Raw genomic sequence first — 19,906 nt, 5'->3', positions numbered from 1 at the left:
GCTCATTCGGAGCGGTCTTCCCAATCCGCTGCATCCAGGCTGCTGAAGGCGTTCAATTCATTGTCGGTCTGGTAGATGCCTTGTAACTCACGTGCCGCGCGCATCAGGCTCGCATCGCTACTGGCATTCATTTTCTCGTCCACCAGTTCGCGCAGCAGGGCAGAGATACTGCGCCCGCTTTTCTTGGAAACTCGTGCCAAATAGGCTTGCTGGCGTGGTTCCAGCAGAATTTGTACGCGTTGTACTTTATGTTTGGGCATGCCGTAGTATACACAACTTGATTGTGTATACGCGTAGCCCGCATTAAACAACCTTCTTGTGTGGGTGGGGCGAGAGCGGTGCAGTACAATCGTTCTACTTATGGATTTGTTCGACCACGCGCTCAAGGAGCGCCTAGCTAGCGAAAGTCCGCTGGCTGCCCGTATGCGCCCACGCAATCTGGACGAGTACATCGGCCAGGATGACATCTTGGGTGAGGGGCGGCTGCTGCGCCGCGCCATCGCCGCGGACCGGCTGTTCTCCTCGATTCTGCTGTGGGGGCCGCCAGGCTCGGGCAAGACCACGTTGGCGATGGTGATCGCCAACCACACCCAGTCGTACTTCGTTACCCTCTCAGCGGTGATGACTGGCAAGGCCGATTTGGTAGCGGTTATCGAAGAAGCGCGCGAACGCCGCCGTTTGCATAGTGTTCGTACGATCCTATTTGTGGATGAGGTGCATCGCTGGAACAAAGCCCAGCAAGATGCCCTGCTGCCGCATGTCGAGAACGGCACGATCACGCTGATCGGCGCCACCACCGAGAATCCCTACTTTGAGGTCAACGGGGCGCTGGTTTCGCGCTCGCGCGTCTTCCAACTGCGCCCCCTCTCCGATGAGGATGTGCGCCGCGTGCTGGAACAGGCACTGCAAGACCCTGAGCGCGGCTACGGCACGCGCAAAGTCATGTTTGATGAGGAGGCGGCGCAGCACCTGATCCATGTTGCCGGCGGTGACGCGCGCAATGCGCTCAACGCGCTGGAACTAGCGGTGGAATCCACCCCTGCCGTGGATGGTGTCGTTCACGTCACACTCGCCGTGGCACAAGAGTCGATCCAGCGCCGCGCTGTCTTATACGACAAAGACGGCGACGCTCACTATGACACCATCTCTGCCTTCATCAAGTCTGTGCGCGGTTCCGACCCCGACGCGGCGCTCTATTGGCTGGCCAAGATGCTCTACGCAGGCGAGGACCCGCGCTTCATCTTTCGCCGTTTGCTGATTTTGGCCGGCGAGGATATTGGCATGGGTGACCCGATGGGTATGGTGGTGGCCAACGCCGCCGCTCAGGCCTTCGATTACATCGGCTTGCCTGAGGGCATCTTCCCGCTCGTGCACGCGGTGATCTACCTCTCCACCGCGCCCAAGTCCAACAGCAGCTTGGGCTATTTCTCGGCCTATCAGAAGATCGAGGCCGATGGCATGGTGGAAGTGCCCGACCCGCTCAAAGATAAAAACCGCGATGGCAAAGCTCTTGGCCACGGCCAGGGCTACGTCTACCCGCATGATGCGCCTGACCATTTTGCCCCGCAGCAATACTTGCCCACGGGTGTGCTTGGTACGTATTTCTACACCCCGTCTGACCAGGGGTACGAGGCTGAAGTCAAAGAACGGCTGGCGCGTTGGCGTGAAGCCCAGCGTAAGGCGCTTGGCATCACGCGCAGCGAAGAAGTGCCCACGCCTAGCAAAGAGACGGCAGATACATTGAAGTCTCGCCACAAAGCCGGAGGAAACCACTAAGCTATGCCCACTGTTTTGTTGATCCGCCATGGGGAGAATGAATACGTAGCCAAAGGCCGCCTGGCCGGGCGCCTGCCCGGCGTGCATCTGAATGCACGCGGCAAAGCTCAGGCTCAGGCGCTGGCCGCTGGCCTGCAGCACGTCAAGCTCACTGCCATCTACAGCAGCCCGCTGGAGCGCGCGGTCGAGACCGCGCAGCCGCTGGCCGCCGCCAACAAGCTCTCCATCGTCAAGCGCAAGGGTTTGTTGGAAAGCGACATTGGCCAATGGGAAGGCAAGCTGCTCAAGACGCTGCAGAAAGACAAACGTTGGGCTGTGCTGCAAAACCGCCCCTCCGTATTCCGTTTCCCTGGCGGCGAAGGCATGTTGGAGCAGCAAGCCCGTCTGGTAACCGAGATCGAAGCGTTGCGTGCGATGCACAAACCCAAAGATACGATTGCCTGCGTACTGCATGCTGACCCGATCAAGCTGATCATTGCTCACTATGCCGGCATGCCGCTCGACCAGTTCCAGCGTTTGCAGATTAGCACCGCTTCGGTCAGTACGCTGGTGCTGCATGAGGGCCGCAGTATGCTCGAGCGTTTGAACTGGACTGCACCCGAGAACTAAACTTCGATTAAGGACTATACTGCGCGCCATGTCTAGAACCATTGAACTCCGCCCGGTTGACCATATCACTACCGACGCAATTGGCCCGGCGGGCCAGCGCGTCTTCTATATTCAAGCCTGGAAGGAAGAGCGCATCGTCGCCGCCATCGTTGAGAAGGTGCAGGTGCAGAGCCTGGCCGTGGCGATTGAGCAGTTCCTGGCTGAGCTGAACACCCAGCATGCCGACCTACCCAACGCCTCTGCTGATTTTGACGAAGACCTGATGCACATTCACCCGCCGGTGGACGCACTGTTTCGCGCCGCTGAGATTGGCCTGGGCTATGACCCCGAGCAGGATCTGGTGGCCGTAGAGTTGCGCGAGGCACCGGATTCGCCGGATGCCAGCGAGGACGATCTCTACATCGCGCGCCTATGGTGCACGCGCTCGCAGATTCGTAGCATGGCCAACTGGGGTATCGAGATCGCCTCGCGCGGCCGGCCCACCTGCCCGCAATGCGGCGAGCCGATGGACCCCGCGGGTCACTTCTGTGTAAAGAAGAACGGCCACAAGCATTAGGAGCGGGCCTGCACGTTTTATCGGTCTTGCAGACGGGGGAGCTGACGCTGGAGGGCCAGTTCACCTGGGGCTCTAACTACACCTTCCTGGTGCGCGTAGGCGCCGAGCTCGAAGCCGTCTACAAGCCGGTGAAGGGTGAGCAGCCCTTGTGGGATTTCCCGCCAGAGACGCTGGCGGGCCGCGAGGTGGCTGCCTACCTGCTCAGCGAGGCGCTGGGCTGGGCGCTGGTTCCGCCCACCGTGCTGCGCGCCGATGGCCCCTTTGGCCCCGGCTCCTTGCAGTTGCGCGTCGCTCATGACCCTGAGTTGCATTACTTCACATTCGAAGATGCTGTGCGCCAGCAACTGCGCCCAGCGGCCGTGTTTGATTTGCTCGCCAATAATGCGGACCGCAAGGGTGGGCATGTTCTGCTGGGGGAGGATGGGCATCTGTGGTTGATCGATCACGGTATCTGTTTCCACGAAGAGCCCAAGCTGCGCACCGTGATTTGGGATTTTGCCGGGGAGCCGATCCCTGCAGAGTTACTGGAACCCGTGCGCCAGTTGCAGCCCGCGTTGGCCGCGGGCGGCCAGCTGCTCAGCCAGCTGGCCGCCTACCTCAGCCCAGCCGAGCTGGAGGCCTTACGCCAGCGCGCCGCGGCACTGCTGGCCGCACCCCACTTCCCGCAGCCACCCGAGGATGAGCGCTACATGCCCTGGCCGCCGGTCTAGCGGGATGGGCTAGAATGCAATCTTCATGAGCAAAGCAAAATCTACATTTCGTTGGCAATTCTGGCTGGGCATCGGCATCAGTGTGCTGTTCCTGTATCTGGTGCTGCGCAACATGCACTTTGGCGACTTTTGGCAGCAGGTGCGCCAGGCCAACTACGTGTGGCTACTGCCGGGTATCGGCGTGTATTTTCTGGCGGTGTGGGCGCGCGCTTGGCGTTGGCATTACTTGCTGCGCCCGCTGAAGTCTGTACCCACACGCACCATGTTCCCCATCGTCGCCATCGGCTACATGGGCAACAACGTCTATCCCGCCCGCGCTGGCGAAGTGTTGCGCGCTGTGATCCTTAAGCGCAAAGAAGGGGTGGCCGTATCTGCGTCACTCGCCACCATCATCGTCGAGCGTATTTTTGACGGCGTGGTCATGCTGGCGTTTATCTTTGTCAATCTTGGCGAGCTGGCCGAGATGGGCGGCGGCTTGGTGGCCGGCCTCAGCATTCAACAACTTGCCGTGTGGGGGAGCCTGCTGTTCGTCGGCGCGCTGGCCGTCTTCCTGCTGGCGGCGATGTTTCCGAGCGCCAGCCAGCGCCTGCTGGCCTGGCTCACCGCGCGGCTGGTGCCGGCGCGTTTCCGTGGCCGCGTGTTGGAGGTGGGCAACCGCTTCCTCGGCGGGCTGGAAGCGCTGCGCTCGCCCGTTGAAGTCATCATGGTGTTCATCAGCTCATTGGTGATCTGGCTGCTGGAGACGGGCAAGTATTGGTTCGTGATGCACGCCTTTAACTTTGAGGTGAGCTTCTTTGCACTCATGCTGATGAACGGCGTTGTCAATCTGGCTACCACGATCCCCTCGGCGCCTGGCTACATCGGCACCTTTGATGCGCCCGGCATTGCCATCCTCGAAGCGTATGGCGTGCCGAAAGAAGTCGCCACCAGCTATACCTTTGTGCTGCATATTGCGCTATGGCTGCCGATCACCTTGCTGGGCGCCTATTACCTGGCTAGAGAGGGCATCAAATGGGGCGAAGTGCCCGCGACGGAGAGCGCATGAAGATCGCTATCGTCGGCGCGGGCTTCGGCGGCATGGCCGCCGCGTATGACTTGGCCAGGGCTGGCCATCAGGTAACGATCTTTGAGGCGGCCGGCCATGTTGGCGGCCTGGCCTCCGGTTTCAAAGAGACACATTGGGAGTGGAGCCTGGAAAAGTTCTACCATCACTGGTTTGCCAGCGATGCGCACATGCTGGGCTTGATCGATGAGCTCGGCCTTAGTGAGAATGTCATCTTCCCGCGGCCATACACGGTGATGTATTACAACGGCAAGTTCTATCCATTTGATTCGATCCCGGCCGCGCTGCTGTACCCTGGGCTGGGCTGGGGGTTAGACAAGATTCGTTTTGGCCTGGTGGGCCTGTACCTGCGCATCACCAACAACTGGAAGCCGCTGGAGCGCAGCACCGTCGACGCGTGGATGCGCAAATGGGCGGGCACGCGCGTGTATGAAAGCATGTGGCTGCCGCTCATCGAGGGCAAGTTTGGCCCATTTGCAAAGCAGGTCAATATGGCTTGGCTGTGGGCGCGCTTGCACGCGCGCACCACGCGGCTCGGCACGTATAAGGGCGGCTTCCAGGCTTTTGCTGACCAATTTGCCAAAAAGCTAAAAGCGATCGGCGTTGGTTTTGAGCTGCGCGCCACGGTGGAGAGCGTCACGCAAGCTGGCGCCCAGCTGGAGCTGCGCGTCAACGGCAAGCCCCATCAGTTTGATCAAGTATTGGTCACCACATCCCCACAACTGCTCGCTAAACTGGCGCCCGAGCTCAGCCAGGAGTATTTGCGCGGTCTGCTCGATCTCAAGAGCATGGGCGCGGTGGTGATGACGCTCAGTATTGACCGCCAGCTCTCGGCGCAGGGCTACTACTGGTACAACATCCCCAAGAGCGCCGGCTTCCCGTTCCTGGCGCTGGTGGAGCACACCAACTATGTCTCCCCCGAGCACTTTGGCGGTGACCACATCTTGTATTGTGGCGATTATCTGGAGCTAGGCCACGAATACTTTGCACTCAGTGATGAGCAATTGCTCGAATGCTTCCTGCCGGGCATCCAACGCATCAATCCGTCCTTTGAACGCAGCTGGATCAAGAAGGTGTGGGTGCATAAGACCAATTACGCCCAGCCGGTACCGCTGGTGAACCACTCTCGCAATATCCCTGAGATTGCAACGCCCATGCCCGGCTTGTACTTTGCCAGCATGAGCCAGGTCTACCCCTGGGATCGCGGCACGAATTTTGCCGTAGAGATTGGCCGCAAGGCTGCCCGGCTCATGCAAGCATAACCCCCTGAGAGGATAGCTGGCCAGGCAGAGTGGGGGTGGCTCTAAGGGTGGAATCACATCGGGCTAAAGGGAGAGGACGAGATGGACGAAGAAATACGGCTACAAGTAACTGTCGCTACAACTCCGCAAGAGGTTTGGACCCTGTGGACAACCGAAGAGGGCATATGCTCCTTCTTCGCTCCCGCCTGCAAGGTGGACTTGCGCCCCGGTGGTGCATATGAAATCTACTTTGACCTAGAGCAGCCGCCCGGGCTGCGTGGCGGCGAGGAAATGGTGTTTCTGGCCCTGGAGCAACCCAGTATGCTTTCCTTTACATGGAACGCTCCGCCCGCGTTGGCGGAAGTGCGCAATCAGCGTACGCAAGTTGTCATCCGCATCGATGCAGTAGACGCTGGACACACCCGAGTGCGCCTTGTAGATCATGGTTTTGGTACGGGTGGGCAATGGCCTGAGCGCGTGGCCTACTTCCGCCGTGCGTGGGGGCAGATCGTTCTGCCGCTATTGGCCTACCGAGTTGAAAATGGCCCTATCGACTGGGACAACTATCCTGACTTCAGTAATTACGTTGAGCGCGTTAGTTCCTATTGAGTAGTTATTGGCACCAACTGCCGTAGCCGTAGCTTTCGAGGTTCTGCAGCAAACGGCTGCCTGCTTGCACATCCGGCTCCAGCCCACAAAAATCGGCGCGTGCCACTACGTAGCCCAGCGGCACCGCCAACGGTAGGGCGGGCAACTGCTCGGCAAAGATCGCCTGGGCAGCCTGCTGCGCCGCTGCATAGTCCGGCGTTCCGGCCAGGTGGCTGAGCGCGCTGCGGCAGGCGCTATCAAAAGCCTCATCCTGCCAGCCACTCACATTCCAGCCGCCCCAACCATAGGCGTGGGTGCTCCAATCGGTGCCAGGCACCGCGTCTCCCAGGAACAGGTAGCAGGCCGGCTGCTCGCCAAACGGCCAGGCAAATAAGGCCAGATCAAAATTACGCCCAAACACGGGGCTTTGCGGGCCGGTGGCAAATAGCTCTTCTGTGGGCAAGGCCTGCAGGTTCACCTTAACGCCGCACTCTGCCAGGTTGGCTTGCACGCGTTCAGCCGTCGCCAGGTCACTCTCGGCCACGGCCAGGTTCATTTCCAGTGCCTGGCCGAACAGCGCCCCGGCAAAGCCTTGCGCGCTGCGCCAGCCATCCGCGCCCAGGCGCCAGCCCTGCGCTTCCAGGCTGGCGGCGCCGGCCGCCGGATCGAAAGCGGGCAGCGCCGCGGCCGCAGTGGCATAGGGGCTGCTGTCTGGCAGGTAGCTATTGGCCAGGCGGCCACCCAGGCCTGCCGCAATCGCTTCACGGTCAATACATTGTGCAAAGGCCGTGCGCATGGCGGGCGCGCTAAAGAAATCGGCCCGGTCAGCATAGACGTTGTAGCCATCATCGTACGCTTGCGGCGTGATGCCAAATACCAGATGCAACCACTGGTCTTGCTCAATGGGGAAGTTTTGCCCGTCGGCCACTTCGCTGGCTCCGCTGGAGGGCAACAAAAGATCGCAGCGCCCATCGGCCAGCGCCGCTGCGGTGTTGGCATTGTGGCCGATAAACACGAAGCGCAGCTCAGCAAAGTGCGGCGCGGGGCCAGCGTAATTTGGATTGCGGCGTAGCTGGATCTGCTCCCCCGCGATCCATTGGTCGATTACATACGGCCCCCAGCCCAGCGGGCGGCGCGCCACCTGCTCCTCGCCGGCCAATGCGGCCACCGGGAGGCTACCCCAGGCATGCTGTGGCAGCGGCGACCAGAAGCGCGTGGCTGCTTGCGCATCCAGATAGCCCGGCACGCCGACCCAGGTGACCGTGCGTGCGTCACTGGCGCTGTAGCTGGCTGTGCGGCGAATGATCTCTTTGTCGGTTGGGGTCTCGGCTGCCGCAGCGACTTCAAACGCGTACACCGAGTCGGTGGCAGTGAGCGGCGCCCCGTCTGACCAGCCCAGCCCCTCACGCAGGGTAAAGGTGACCGCCAGTTGGCTTACCTGCACCTCCCCTTCGCTATAGGTCAGCAGGCAGTCGCCCTCGCGGCAATCGCCGCTGCGTAGAACCACGCCCGCTGCCAGAGTCACCAAGCGGCCCTCGGCATCCACCACCAGGTCGCCCTGGCGCACGGTCACACTTTGCGTGCGCACTTGCGGGGCGCCATCAAAGAGCACCCCCTGCGGTTGGTAGCCAACCCAGTCAAAGGGGCCATCGTAGATCGCCTGGCGCACGGCTTGGGCACTGCTGGAGTTATCGGCATACAAATAGAGCGAAGCGGGCTCGTTCCCCAGGCAGATGCTGAGTGTTTGCGGCCCTTCGGGTGTGGCGCTGGGTTGGGGCGTAGCAGTGGCGCTGGGTTGGGCTGCGCCACAAGCGGCCAGGTACAAAGTACACAGAGCGATCAGTAACCAAGGGGAACGCGGCATCAACATGCGCACGATTATACAAGGCGCACCCAGGCCGCGCCCGCATGTTAAAATCCGCGCATGCAGGCCGCCCCCGTGTATATCTGTGTCGATGTGGAAAGCGCCGGGCCCAATCCTGCCAGCTACGCCTTGCTATCGATCGGCGCCGCGCTGGTGGAAGACCCGGCGCGTTCCTTTTATGTTGAATTGCAGCCTGACAAACCCGGGCAGACGCAAGAAGCGGCGCAGATACACCAGCTCGATTGGGCGCACTTGGTTGCACACGGCCGGCCAGCGCAGCACGCCCTGCAGGATTTTGTGGCCTGGGTGCAGGCGCAATGTGGCGAACGGCCGCCGGTTTTTGTGGCCTTCAATGCGCCCTTCGATTGGATGTTCGTCAATGATTATTTGCACTACTATCTAGGCAGCAACCCCTTTGGGCACCGCGCCCTGGATATCAAGGCGGTGTACTTTGGCTTGCGCGGCGTGGCCTGGGATGCCACCAGCTTTCAGGCAGTCAGCGCCGCCTATGGCTATACCGATACACTGCAACACAATGCTGAGCAAGATGCCCGCCAGGGGGCCCAGTTGTTTGCCGCGATACTGCAGGAAATTGAGGAGCGCCATGGACAGCCAAACGAATCAGGATCTGCAACGCATTATTGAATCGGCCCAGCGCCTGGGGGTCCAGATCGATGAAGCCGAGGCGCGGCAATGGCTAACCGCCGCGGCGCTTACTTCGGATGGGGATGATGTAGTCCTGGATGCCAAAACCGGCGTGTTTGGCCACCGCCTGAGCATGCTCGATTTTAGCCCCGCCGATCTGGAACACTTTCGCAAAATTGGCCGCTTGGTTGAGTTTATGGATGTGCCCGGCAAGGTGGAAACCGCCCTGGCGCTTTCCGGCTCAGCCGCACAATCCAAAATCCAAACCTATCCGGGAGATGCCGATTACTTTGAGCGCATTAATATCCTGGCTGCAACGCGCCAGGCTGCTTGCATAACCCTGGCAGAGCTGATCCGCGCCAAGGCAGTATCTACTCTGCGCGGCCCCACCTACCAACTGATGGAAGTGAAGTTTGGCAGCTACCCGCAGCCGGTATTGCGCGAGGGCCGTGAGCTCAGCCAGGGCTCGCCGATCTCGTGGAGCCCGGCGGAGCTGCAAGCCGGCCAGTTGGACATGCAAGACCTGCAAGGCCAGCCGCTGCTCATCACGTGGGAGCAGGCCGCCGAGCAACCCGGCTGGTGCAAGCTGGATTGGGTGGTGGTAGACCCGGTGCGCAAGCAATTGGTGAACGCCAGCAACATGCTGGATGTAACCTGGGAGGCGCCGGATGGCACCTTGACGCCGTTGGATGGCTATCTGGACCCGTACTTTCAGGAGGTCTATTTAGAGGCCGAGTCGATCCCGCTCTTCACCAAGCTGGCCAAGCAGGTGGATAGCAACGCTTTGGATGAATATGTGCACCAGCTTGAAAAAGAGGTGCGCAAATACGTCACCAAAGATCGTAATTTTGGCAAGGCGGCCAAACGCATGTACAACATCTTTCGCCTCACCGGACGCTATGGCGATGCGGCGTTTTTACGCGAATTGTTTGATGAGCCGGCGACGGTGCTTTATCAAGTCTGGTCGCTGATCCGTACCATCGATGATTGCTTTCAGCCCGATTCGGCGGTGGAGTTAAGCCACCTGCTGGCGCAGACGGATCAGTTGATCTTGTCGGTGGTGCGCGTGTTGGAAGGGGCAGAGGAAGAAGAGATCGTGCGCGAGCTCTTGCAGTTGCGTGATGCGCTTTCGCGCGAACATACCGGGGCGCCCCTGTCGCAGCGCGCCGAAGCGGCGCGGGCCGAGGTGATCAACCTGGTGAACAATTTCTACTATGCGCGTCTGAGCGGTGTGCCCAGCATCAAAGCCTATATGGATGAGATGTCCAGCCCGGCAGACTAGTGCCCGCTCTTGCGCAGGCGGCTGGCGGCGCGCTTGTATTCGGGCAGGGAGAGCATCGGCGGGCGCGACTGTTCGTTGATCTCCTGTACGTCCAGGGCGTAGCGTTCGCCGGTGTAGCGAATCAGCTTCATCGTCTTGTTCACATCCTCCAGCAGCTCCAGCCCTTTGCGGCGCTCAAGCTTGTGGATCACCACCTGGATGATGGCGAAAGACATCATGCTCAGCGCTTCCAGGCTTTGATTGTGGTGGATGCGCTCCATTAAATCGCTCTGGCCAATCGCCGAGAGGCCGAACTTCTCCAGCACATCGATCAGCAGGCCTGTTTCCACTCCATAGCCTGAGTAAAACGTCAGCTTCTCCAGCGCGACGCGGCGGCCACCATATTCGCCCGAGAGCGGCTGTACCACTCCGGAGAGTTCTGGATAGAACAGATTAAGCAAGGGGCGCGCGGTAAGCTCGGTCACCCGGCCACCTTCCCCGGCACTCAGGTGGCGCCCCCGCCGTAGTGGCCGCCGATAAAAACCTTTGACGAATTGCAGTTGAGGATTGACCAGCAGCGGGCCGAGCAGGCCGTAGACAAACCGCGGATGGATGTTGACGATATCCGTATCGATCCAGGCCACAATGTCGCCGCGGGTGGCGTACAAGCTCTTCCACAGCGCTTCGCCTTTGCCACTGCGGGCGCCGTACTCCGGCAGCAAGTCCTGGTGCACATGCACCGGCACCCCCAACTCCTCGGCGATGGCGCGGGTGCGATCGGTGGAACCGGAGTCGATCAGGACCAGCTCGTCCACCAGCGGCACGCGCTGCATCAGGGCGCGCTGCACCGTGCGGATCACTTTGCCCACGGTGGCTTCTTCATTCAATGAGGGCATCGCCAGGCTGACCGTCAGCCCCTGCTGCTCTTTGAGCGCCACGAGTTGTTTGAGATTGGCAAACTCATCCGCGTGGTAGGTATTCTCCGCGAACCATTTATCCACCAGTACCGAGATGGCTCTTTGGCCGGCGCGCTCAGTGAGGCGCCCCTTGGGCACCGGCTGGCTGGAGCGCACCAGGATCACACTGCCGGCGCTTTCAGCCAGCACGCGTTGCACGGTGCGGCCAAACGAGTGGCCGCTGGCCGGCAGGTGCGCGGCCACACCCAGCAGCGTCAGGCTGCTGCGCCGTGAAGCCTGGATGATCGCACCGGCCGGGTCGCTGCTTGCGCTGTGGCGTTGCTCTACCTCAGGCAAGTTTTGCAATACTTGCTGCAAACCGCGGAAGGCGGCCTCGCGCTGGGCGATCACGCGCCGCGCGGCCGGCTGGGCGGGTGTGCGCGTGGAGCGCACGTGCAGCGATTGCACGCGGGCGCCGCTGCCGCGCGCCAGGGTGAGCGCCAGGCGTAGCGCCAGTTCGGCAAATGGCCCGCCGCGCAGCGCCACCAGAATCTTGCTGAGCTTGCGCGGCAGCGGGCCGCGCACCAGCGCCAGGTTGCAGGGCAGCTCTTGTAGCAGCGTATCCAAAGAAACGCCCAGTTGCTCCAGCGCGTGCGGCCACTCCAGGATCAGCAGATCAGGCTTTTCATCCAACACCCAGCGCAGAAGCTCTTGCCAAGGATTGTACGCCACCAGGGTGGGGAGCGGCGGCTGAGCACCCGGCAGGCTGCGCATCTGCTCGCGCAGTTGGCGTACGGCGGCGGTGGCTGTGCTGAGCGATTCGTCTGGGCTGACGCGCACGATACCGAGCCACTGCAGCGGCTCGCCGGGTAGCAAGCGCGCCAGGCTGGCCGGCAGCTCGGCAGCGCTGCCGGAAAACACAGGCAGCACGATCGAGCGCAACAGATCCGATTTTCGAATGGCTTTCATGGGCTCACCAGTGGGGCCAGATGGTGCGTGTAGATCTGTTGCCAGGTGTATTGGCTGCGCACACGGGCCCGCAGCCGCCAGGTAGCGCTGGCCTGTAGTTGGTCGTAGATCAGTGTCGCCACACTCTCGGGATTTGCATCCGGCGCAAAGTAGCTTACATCCTGGGCACCGAGTTCTTGTAGGGCCGGAATGGCGGAGCAGAACACGGGGATTTGAGCCAGGCCGGCTTCCAAAAGCGGGATGCCAAAACCCTCATCCTGGCTTGGAAAGAACAGTGCATCGGCCAGTTGGTAAAAGTCACTGATGACTTCATCCGGAATGAAGCCCTCTACGTGCTCCGCCAGGAAATGGGCGTGGGCCTGTAAGCCCAGCTCGGCGCGCAGGCGCAGTAGCGCTTCAAAATAGCTCTGGTTTGCGGGGTTGTGCGGCCCCAGTGGGCCGGTCACCAGCAGCCGTGCGGCGGGCATCTTTGTGCGCAGCGCCGCCAGAGTGTGCAAAGCAAGCTCGATGTTCTTGCGGCGCGTCAGCCGCACGGGCATCAGCAGCAGCGGGCTGGCGGCTAGCAGATCCAGCCTTTGCAATAGCCCGATGCTCGTGCGGCCCAGCTTGTAGAACAGCCGCGGGCTGACGCCGTTGGGGATCACGCGGATCTCCTCGCGGGGTAGTTGTAGCAGAGCGGCCAGCTCAGCTTGGCGCGCCGCCGAAATGGTAACGTGGGTGGCGTTGGGCCACGGTGTGTGCAATAGCTCCCACGGGGGGCCAGGATGCAGCTCAGTGTTGTAGCGCAGCGCACCCCAGGCCACATCATGGTGCCACAACACCAGGCGCCCGAAGCCGGGTTGTTGGGCTAGCTGGTACAACGCCTGAGTGAGGGCCAGATTCTTATGTAGCGAGGCCACATTGTGAGCGATGACAAGCTCTACGCCGGCCAGCGCATCCGCCAGGCGCTGCTGGATATCGTTCACCAAGCGCGCCCAGCCAGCCGGCTGGCGGCCGGCGTCCAGCGCTTGCTTAGCCGCCAGCACGCGCGAATGGCGCGAATCCATCAACGGGATCTTGAAGAGGGCAATGCGCCGGTCGGTGGGCTGGCCGCGGCCGGCCACCAGCCGCACCGTATGTCCAGCCGCGGTCAACAGGCGCGCATGGTGCTCCATGACGCTTTCCACCCCGCCGACCACAGGCGGCGCAGAATAATGAAGGAGGGCGATGGTATTCATAACGATTTGATGGCGCCCATTGCGGGCAGTCTTTGTGCCCCGTGGCAGCAAAGCGGAAGAGACTACATTTTAGGAATGCTCTTGCGAGCACAAACAAGGCAGTGAACCTGAGAAAAGTATAGCACCTGGCCGTCAGCTACCAGCCCCCGGCTGAACGATAACTAAATGATTACGAACTAAAAACCGGCAGGTGCCCCAGAGCGATCACTTGCGCCCATTTTTCAGCATCGCCCTCGGTGAAAATGGCCGCCTCAGCCGCCACCTCGGCGCCGGCTTTTTCCATCACCGCGCGCATGCCCTTCTGGGTCGAGCCTGTGCTCACGACATCATCTACCAGCACCACGCGGCGCCCGGCCACCAGGGCGCGATCCTTGGCGTCGAGGTACAGGGCTTGCGTGGCATTCGTGGTGATCGAAACCGTCTCCGCCGAGATGGCGTCACCCATGTAGGATTTGTAATTCTTGCGTAGGATCACATACGGCTTGCCAGTTTCTTCGGCCAGGCAATGCACCAGCGGAATGCTCTTGGCTTCGGCGCTTACCAGCACATCGTACGGATGTGTAGCCAAGCGTGCCGCCAGCGCCTGCGCGCAGGCGCGTACCAACTCCACATCGCCGAGGATATTGAGAATGGCGATGGTAACCCCCGGGGCCACTTCAAACAGGGGCAGTTGGCGGGTAAGCCCGGCCACTTCGACCGGATAGGTCTTGCTCATCGCCTCATTATATATAATCTCGGCCATGTCCTTCCCTTTGCGTATTGCCGCCCTCGGGCTACTGCTCCTCACTGCCTGCGCAGCCCCCGCCGCGCTGGCCCAGCTGGGGGCGCGCCCCGCGGCGCAAACCCCTGGCGAGCCTAACCCGCCAACGCCGCAGCCGGCCAACCCGCCAGCGGATTGGCTGGGTGCCTACTTCACTGACCCGTACGCCGCTGGCGCCCGCGCCGTGGAAGGCGGCCCGGATGAACTGCTGGCGGCAGCGATCGACCAGGCGCGCAGTAGCGTCGACATGGCGATCTATGATCTCAACTTGTGGAGCGTGCGCGATGCGCTGCTGGCCGCTCAGCAGCGTGGCGTCGTGGTGCGCCTGGTGGTCGAGGCCGATAACCGCGGCCGGCGTGAGTTCGACGAATTGGCCGCCGCGGGCATCCCGATCGTGGCGGATACCAGCCCCAATTACATGCACAATAAATTCACCGTCATCGATGGCTACGAGGTCTGGACCGGGTCAACCAATTACACCGTCAGCGACATGTATGGCAATCGCAACAACCTGCTGCGCCTGCGTTCTGCCGAAGTGGCCGCCAATTACACCGCCGAGTTTGAAGAGATGTTTGTGCGCGGCTACTTTGGTGAGATCACCCTCGACAATACCCCCTACCCGCAAGTGACGATTGCCGATGTGGAGATCCAAACCTACTTTTCACCGGATGATCGCGTGGCCGCCGCGTTGGTAGACGTGATCGACAGCGCCGAAGACACAGTGTACTTCCTGGCCTTCTCGATCACGCTGGATGAGATCGGCGATGCGTTGGTGGCGGCGCACCAGCGTGGCGTGGAAGTGTATGGCGTGATCGATGATGCCCAGGTGGGCAATCAGGGCGGCGAATACGAGCACCTGCGCCGCAATGGCGTGGCGGTTTACCTTGACGAGGCCGGGGTTAATCTGCACGACAAGGTGCTGATCGTGGATGATGCCATCGTGGTGATGGGCTCGTACAACTTCAGCTCGAATGCCGAACGGCGTAACGATGAAAATACGTTGATCATTTACAGCGAAGCCCTGGCCAGCCAGTATCGCGAGCACTTTCGCCAAGTCTGGAGCTTGACTGAGCGTTGATCAGGCGTTGGCCAGGCTCAATTCGGCCACAAACGTTTGCATCGCCAGCGCAGGCTCCATCTCCCCGGTTTTGATCTGCTCATCATAGGCCTGCAGGCGTGCATAAATGCGTTCCAGCGTCGCGGCCGAGAATAAGCGCGCCTGCGCGGCCAGTTTTTTGGCGCGATAGGGATGCATGTGTAGTTGCTTGGCAATGTCTGCTTCGTTGCGCCCGGCATCCAGTAGATCGCGGCTTTGCAGCAGCCCGCGGAAGTGCCCCACCATGCTGAAATACAGCAGGATCAGATCGCGCTCTTCCAGCAGGGGCAGCAGTGCTTGCATGGCGCGCGTGCCGTTGTTGGCACTGAGCGCATCTGCCAGAGCAAAGAAATCGCCGTGTTCGCCGCTGGAGAGGCACACACGCTGCACATCGTCTACGCTGATCGGGCGCTGGTAAGCGGCATAGGCCAGCAATTTATGCAGCTCGTTCTCGGCTGCCTGCCGGTCGCTGGCCTGCAACTGCGCCAGCGCCGCCGCGGCCGGCGGCAGCAATTCGCCGCCCAGCTCACGGGCGCGCACCACCAGCCAGTTGGCCAGTTGGGCGCCCTGTGGCAGATTGAATTCGCGCACAAACCCGCGCCCTTCGGCGCCATCCGTCCATTTCATTAACCAGTGCTTGTCTTCCAGCACACTATTCTCAAGCAGCACCAGCGCGGCGCTGGGGGGTAGCTCATCCAGAAATTGCACGAAAGGCTTGCGCGCCTCCGCGCTGGTGAACGCTTTGGATACCTGGCTGGCGATCACCAGACGGCGTTCGGCCAAAAAGGGCGCGGCCAACGCCGCACGGCGCAGGGCATCCAGGGAGGGGTTGCCCTCCAGCCGTGTGGTGTTCATTTCCGCCGTGGCCGGCTCGCCCAGTTTGCTGATCAGCTTGCTGACCTCGCTGCGGATGGCACTGTCATCCGCACCCATGAAGATGTATACGCGTGGTTTGGCGGCCATATCAATCTGCCGTATCGATGCGGTGCAGGGTACGCGTGCCGAGCTGGCTGCGCTGAATGCGGGTGATGTGCAGGCGCCCCGGGTCTCCCGAAGTGGTGACGTATTGTTGCAGGCGTGTGCCCAGCGGGCGCGCCAGCAGCAGGCCCGCGCTGGCCAGTACGAAGGCCAGCGGTAGCCGTTCAAGCCGCTGGCGATCATCGCGGGCAGTGCCCAGCGCCAAGGCGCTGCCCAGCCCGGCGGCCACCCCCGCGGTCACCAGGTTGGTGCCGCAATTGGGGTGGATCGCCAGTTGGCGTTCGCCGGCTTGCAGGCGGCGCAGCGCTTCCATCACCGCCGCTTGCACCGCCTCCGTGCTCAGTTCACCCAGCAGCCAAAAGCCGCCCGGGTTGGAATAGCCCGCCGTGGCCACCCGCGGCTGGCTGCGGCTGAGCACATGGATCGTGGCGTGCTCCAGGCCGTGATTGCGCCGCAGGCGCGAGATTCCGGCGGCGTCCACCCCACGCATTAGGCGCTCTTGATACGCTTGCTGGCCGGCACGGCGGTGAGCTGAGCGTAGGCCAATGTCCAGGCGGCTTGCAGGTAGCTTTGCACGATACCACCCGCCAGGATCAGGAAGGGCAGCGCCACCACCACGCAGATCAGGGCCACGCTGATGTTGCGCATGGCATCGCCGTTGATGGCGCCCAGTAGCAGCGGCACAGCAGCGATGAAGAACGGAACGGCCAGCAACAGGCTGACCAGAAAGCCACCGATGATCAGGATCAGCGCCAGCACGGCCAGTGGGCCGATATTGCCGGAGAGCACCTCCCAGCCGCGCTCCAATGAGGCGCGCACACCCAGGCGCTCTTTGATCAGCGCAATGTTGGCCAGATCGCCAAAGACGGCATAGGCCAAGCTGAGCGGTAGCGCCAGGCAGCCCAGCGGGATCAGGCACAGCAGGCCGATGCCCAAGGTAGCGATGGCGATGAAGGCGAACACCAGGCCGAGCACTACCGGCGGCAGCGCCAGCACAAAATTCAACGCCACTACCCGGTCAAACTGGCCCCAGGTTTCCTGCCAGACCGTGCGGAAGGTGACGGCGCTGCCCGCTTCGGCGCGCAGCGTGCCCACCGTCAGGCCAGCTTTGCCATACAGGCCGACCAGCCAGGTGATCACCGCCAATAGGAGCACCGCGGCCACCACCAGCAAGCCGATCAGCAGCCAGCGCTCCTGCGGAATGGTCTGGAAGCTGCGTTCAAGGTTATCAAGGTAAGGCTGCCACTCGGCCGGCGGGGTCATACCCTGGCCGCTGTTGCTGCTGCTGAAATTGCTGCCGCCACCGCCGCCGCCACTACGCGAGCCGCATGAGGCCAGAATGCCAAAGATCCACAAGACCTTGTGTGTGCGAATGATCTCCCATGCGCGTGAAAGTACTTTGCCAATATCCATGAATTGATCGCCTCCTCGGCTCTATGTGATCATACACGCGTAGAACGTCTTTGCGGGCGGGTTTGAAACGCGTTTGAATAAATTGCTACTGTATTGCGGTGAATAGCTGCGAATGCGGGCGCTATTCCCATTCGATCGTAGCGGGCGGCTTGCTGCTGATGTCGTAGACCACGCGGTTCACCCCCGGCACTTCATTCACGATGCGGCTGGAGACGCGGCGCAGCATATCCTCGGGCAGGCTGGCCCAGTCGGCAGTCATAAAATCCTGGCTGGCGACGGCGCGCAGCGCCACGGTTTCCTGGTAGGTACGCTGATCGCCCATCACGCCCACGCTGCGCACGGGCAGCAGCACTGCAAAGGCTTGTGCCAACGGCGCCTCGGGCCGGTTCACGAGGCCGGCCTGGCGCAGCTCAGTGGTGAAGATGGCATCGGCGGCGCGCAGGGCGGCCAGCCGCGGCGCGGTGACCTCACCCAGGCAGCGCACCGCCAGGCCCGGCCCGGGGAAGGGCTGGCGCCAAAGCAGCTCGGCCGGCAGGCCCAGGCTTTGGCCCACTTTGCGCACTTCATCTTTGAATAGATAGCGCAGCGGCTCAACCAGCTTGAAGCCCATGTTCTTGGGCAGCCCACCGACATTGTGATGCGTTTTGATGCGCTGGGCGTGCTGGCGTTCCGGGGCGCGCGATTCGATCACATCCGGGTAGATCGTGCCTTGCACCAAATAGGGTGGCAAGCCGAGTTGTTGCGCTTGGGCTTCAAACACGCGGATAAAGCGTTCGCCAATGCGGCGGCGCTTCTCTTCGGGGTCACTGACCCCTTGCAGATCGGCTAGGAACATTGCCGCCGCATCCACAACCACCAGCTCGATGCCCAGCCCGCTTTGCAGGGCCTGGATCACCTCTTCGCGCTCGCCTTGGCGCAGCAAGCCCGTATCCACAAACATGGCGACCAGTTGGTCGCCGATGGCGGCGTGCACCAGCGCCGATGCCACGCTCGAATCGAGCCCGCCACTGATCGCCGCCAGGGCGTTCTCGTTGCCTACCTGGTCTTGAATGGCCTGGATCGATTGCTCTACGATCACCCCCGGTGACCAATCCGGCGTGGCCCCGCAAATATCCACCGCAAAGCGGCGCAGGATCTCACTGCCACCGGGGGTGTGATGAACCTCAGGGTGGAACTGCACGCCAAAGTAGCCGCGCGCCACATTCGCCATGGCGGCCACGGGGGCATTCGCCGTGGCGCCAATGGCGGTAAAACCTTCCGGGGCGTGCTCAATACGATCCCCGTGCGACATCCACACCGTCTGCTCCCCGCTGGGCAGCAGAGGGTTGGCGGCGATGGTGCGCAATTGGGCCGAGCCGAATTCACGCTGTTGGCTGGCGGCCACGCTGCCGCCCAGGCTGTGAGTGAGCGCTTGCATGCCGTAGCAGATGCCTAGCACCGGCTTGCCGCTTTCGATCACATATTCAGGAAGCTGCGGCGCCCCGGCTTCGTACACCGAAGCCGGCCCGCCGGAGAGTACATAGCCCTGCGGTTTGAGCGCCAGGATCTCATCCGCTGGAGTATCCCAGGCGAAGAGTTGGCAAAAGATCTGCGCCTCGCGCAAGCGGCGGGCAATTAGTTGTGAGGTCTGTGAACCAAAATCCAGAACAATGATCATGGGGCAAATTCGATGCGCTCGCCATCCATGCTGCTGATGGCTACCAGGGAAACGATAGGCACATTCAGCACCGCCAGCGCGGCACGCCCCGCTTCAAACGTTTTTTCCACCAAGGTGCCCACGCCTACCACTTCGGCGCCGGCGGTTTGCGCCAGGCGCGCCAAACCCAGGATGGTAGCGCCGCTGGCGAGGAAATCATCGATGATCAGTACCTTCTCGCCGCCGGAGAGATACTCCGGTGAGACGATCAGCTCCACCATGCGCCCTTTGGTGTGCGAGGGCGCCAGCGTCAGGAAGACCTGGTCTGGCATGGTGATCGGTTTGTTCTTGCGGGCGTATACCACCGGCAGGTTCAAGTGCAACCCGGTGGTGAGGGCAGGGGCAATGCCTGAGATCTCGGCGGTGAGAATTTTGGTGGCGCCACGATCTTTGAACTGCTCGGCGAAGGCGCGGCCACAGGCTTCCATGAGTGACGGGTCGACTTGATGGTTGATGAAGCCATCCACCTTCAAGATGCCGCCACCCAGGTTGCGGCCTTCAGTACGAATGCGCTCGCGCAGCATGTCCATACGGCAGCATTTTAACGCAAAGGTGGCTGGGGGCCGCA

Annotated in this window: 20 protein-coding genes; 10 read left to right on the top strand and 10 right to left on the bottom strand. The window is 61.8% G+C overall.

The features are described 5' to 3' along the window. Nucleotides 1-2 precede the first annotated feature (2 nt). Nucleotides 3-260, bottom strand: coding sequence for a hypothetical protein (locus tag KF821_05570; protein MBX3005279.1), 258 nt, complete (start codon nucleotides 258-260; stop codon nucleotides 3-5). A gap of 100 nt (nucleotides 261-360) precedes the next feature. On the opposite strand from KF821_05570, the gene KF821_05565 reads away from it, so the two are divergent. The 7 genes from KF821_05565 (at nucleotide 361) to KF821_05535 (ending at nucleotide 6,564) form a co-directional block, all read left to right on the top strand. Further along, entirely contained in the window at nucleotides 361-1,776 is a 1,416-nt protein-coding gene (locus KF821_05565) for an AAA family ATPase (GenBank protein MBX3005278.1), read from the top strand. 3 nt (nucleotides 1,777-1,779) lie between these two features. After that, nucleotides 1,780-2,385 (top strand): histidine phosphatase family protein, encoded by a 606-nt coding sequence (locus tag KF821_05560; protein ID MBX3005277.1) that lies wholly within the window; start codon nucleotides 1,780-1,782, stop codon nucleotides 2,383-2,385. Between the two features lie 28 nt (nucleotides 2,386-2,413). Further along, nucleotides 2,414-2,941, top strand: coding sequence for a DUF3090 domain-containing protein (locus tag KF821_05555; protein MBX3005276.1), 528 nt, complete (start codon nucleotides 2,414-2,416; stop codon nucleotides 2,939-2,941). 26 nt (nucleotides 2,942-2,967) lie between these two features. Further along, the gene (locus tag KF821_05550; GenBank protein ID MBX3005275.1) at nucleotides 2,968-3,651 is read left to right on the top strand and encodes an SCO1664 family protein; all 684 of its coding nucleotides are present in this window, start codon (nucleotides 2,968-2,970) and stop codon (nucleotides 3,649-3,651) included. 25 nt (nucleotides 3,652-3,676) lie between these two features. Beyond that, nucleotides 3,677-4,696: a flippase-like domain-containing protein gene (locus KF821_05545; protein MBX3005274.1), complete on the top strand. Its 1,020-nt coding sequence runs from the start codon at nucleotides 3,677-3,679 to the stop codon at nucleotides 4,694-4,696. Further along, complete coding sequence (locus KF821_05540) at nucleotides 4,693-5,976, top strand: NAD(P)/FAD-dependent oxidoreductase (GenBank protein ID MBX3005273.1); 1,284 nt, start codon at nucleotides 4,693-4,695, stop codon at nucleotides 5,974-5,976. The genes KF821_05545 and KF821_05540 overlap by 4 nt, the downstream gene beginning before the upstream one ends. An 81-nt stretch (nucleotides 5,977-6,057) precedes the next feature. Beyond that, nucleotides 6,058-6,564, top strand: coding sequence for an SRPBCC domain-containing protein (locus KF821_05535; protein MBX3005272.1), 507 nt, complete (start codon nucleotides 6,058-6,060; stop codon nucleotides 6,562-6,564). Between the two features lie 4 nt (nucleotides 6,565-6,568). Here KF821_05535 and KF821_05530 read toward each other — a convergent pair whose 3' ends face one another. Then, a complete protein-coding gene (locus KF821_05530; protein ID MBX3005271.1) occupies nucleotides 6,569-8,407 on the bottom strand; it encodes a hypothetical protein in 1,839 nt (612 codons plus the stop codon). A gap of 60 nt (nucleotides 8,408-8,467) precedes the next feature. Between KF821_05530 and KF821_05525 the strand changes: the two genes are divergently transcribed. Both KF821_05525 and KF821_05520 read left to right on the top strand, forming a co-directional pair. Next, nucleotides 8,468-9,052, top strand: a complete 585-nt coding sequence (locus KF821_05525; GenBank protein ID MBX3005270.1) for a 3'-5' exonuclease — start codon at nucleotides 8,468-8,470, stop codon at nucleotides 9,050-9,052. Next, nucleotides 9,012-10,334: a hypothetical protein gene (locus KF821_05520; protein ID MBX3005269.1), complete on the top strand. Its 1,323-nt coding sequence runs from the start codon at nucleotides 9,012-9,014 to the stop codon at nucleotides 10,332-10,334. The genes KF821_05525 and KF821_05520 overlap by 41 nt, the downstream gene beginning before the upstream one ends. Here the strand turns inward: KF821_05520 and KF821_05515 are convergent. The 3 genes from KF821_05515 to KF821_05505 all read right to left on the bottom strand — a co-directional run bounded on the left by KF821_05515 (nucleotide 10,331) and on the right by KF821_05505 (nucleotide 14,110). Further along, nucleotides 10,331-12,178 (bottom strand): glucosyl-3-phosphoglycerate synthase, encoded by a 1,848-nt coding sequence (locus KF821_05515; protein MBX3005268.1) that lies wholly within the window; start codon nucleotides 12,176-12,178, stop codon nucleotides 10,331-10,333. The two genes, KF821_05520 and KF821_05515, sit on opposite strands and share 4 nt — an antisense overlap. Continuing rightward, complete coding sequence (locus KF821_05510) at nucleotides 12,175-13,395, bottom strand: glycosyltransferase family 4 protein (GenBank protein MBX3005267.1); 1,221 nt, start codon at nucleotides 13,393-13,395, stop codon at nucleotides 12,175-12,177. The genes KF821_05515 and KF821_05510 overlap by 4 nt, the downstream gene beginning before the upstream one ends. 169 nt (nucleotides 13,396-13,564) lie before the next feature. Beyond that, nucleotides 13,565-14,110, bottom strand: coding sequence for an adenine phosphoribosyltransferase (locus KF821_05505; GenBank protein ID MBX3005266.1), 546 nt, complete (start codon nucleotides 14,108-14,110; stop codon nucleotides 13,565-13,567). A gap of 25 nt (nucleotides 14,111-14,135) precedes the next feature. Here KF821_05505 and KF821_05500 point away from each other — a divergent pair, with 25 nt between their 5' ends. Then, entirely contained in the window at nucleotides 14,136-15,233 is a 1,098-nt protein-coding gene (locus KF821_05500; GenBank protein MBX3005265.1) for a hypothetical protein, read from the top strand. Here the strand turns inward: KF821_05500 and holA are convergent, their stop codons facing one another. The 5 genes from holA to xpt all read right to left on the bottom strand — a co-directional run bounded on the left by holA (nucleotide 15,234) and on the right by xpt (nucleotide 19,868). Further along, entirely contained in the window at nucleotides 15,234-16,214 is a 981-nt protein-coding gene (gene holA, locus KF821_05495) for a DNA polymerase III subunit delta (protein MBX3005264.1), read from the bottom strand. A gap of 1 nt (nucleotide 16,215) precedes the next feature. Then, a complete protein-coding gene (locus tag KF821_05490; protein MBX3005263.1) occupies nucleotides 16,216-16,719 on the bottom strand; it encodes a hypothetical protein in 504 nt (167 codons plus the stop codon). Continuing rightward, on the bottom strand, nucleotides 16,719-17,642 hold the full coding sequence (locus tag KF821_05485) for a hypothetical protein (GenBank protein MBX3005262.1): 924 nt from the start codon (nucleotides 17,640-17,642) through the stop codon (nucleotides 16,719-16,721). Before KF821_05485 ends, KF821_05490 begins: the two co-directional genes overlap by 1 nt. 121 nt (nucleotides 17,643-17,763) lie before the next feature. Beyond that, complete coding sequence (gene guaA / locus KF821_05480) at nucleotides 17,764-19,299, bottom strand: glutamine-hydrolyzing GMP synthase (GenBank protein MBX3005261.1); 1,536 nt, start codon at nucleotides 19,297-19,299, stop codon at nucleotides 17,764-17,766. After that, nucleotides 19,296-19,868 carry a xanthine phosphoribosyltransferase gene (gene xpt / locus KF821_05475; protein MBX3005260.1) on the bottom strand — a complete coding sequence of 191 codons (573 nt, stop codon included), beginning with the start codon at nucleotides 19,866-19,868 and terminating at the stop codon, nucleotides 19,296-19,298. The genes guaA and xpt overlap by 4 nt, the downstream gene beginning before the upstream one ends. Nucleotides 19,869-19,906 lie beyond the last annotated feature (38 nt).

Source organism: Anaerolineales bacterium, assembly GCA_019637755.1.
Lineage (GTDB): Bacteria > Chloroflexota > Anaerolineae > Anaerolineales > UBA11579 > JAMCZK01.
The sequence above is the reverse complement of the archived record's forward strand: the minus strand, read 5'-3'. Positions and strand labels throughout refer to the sequence as shown.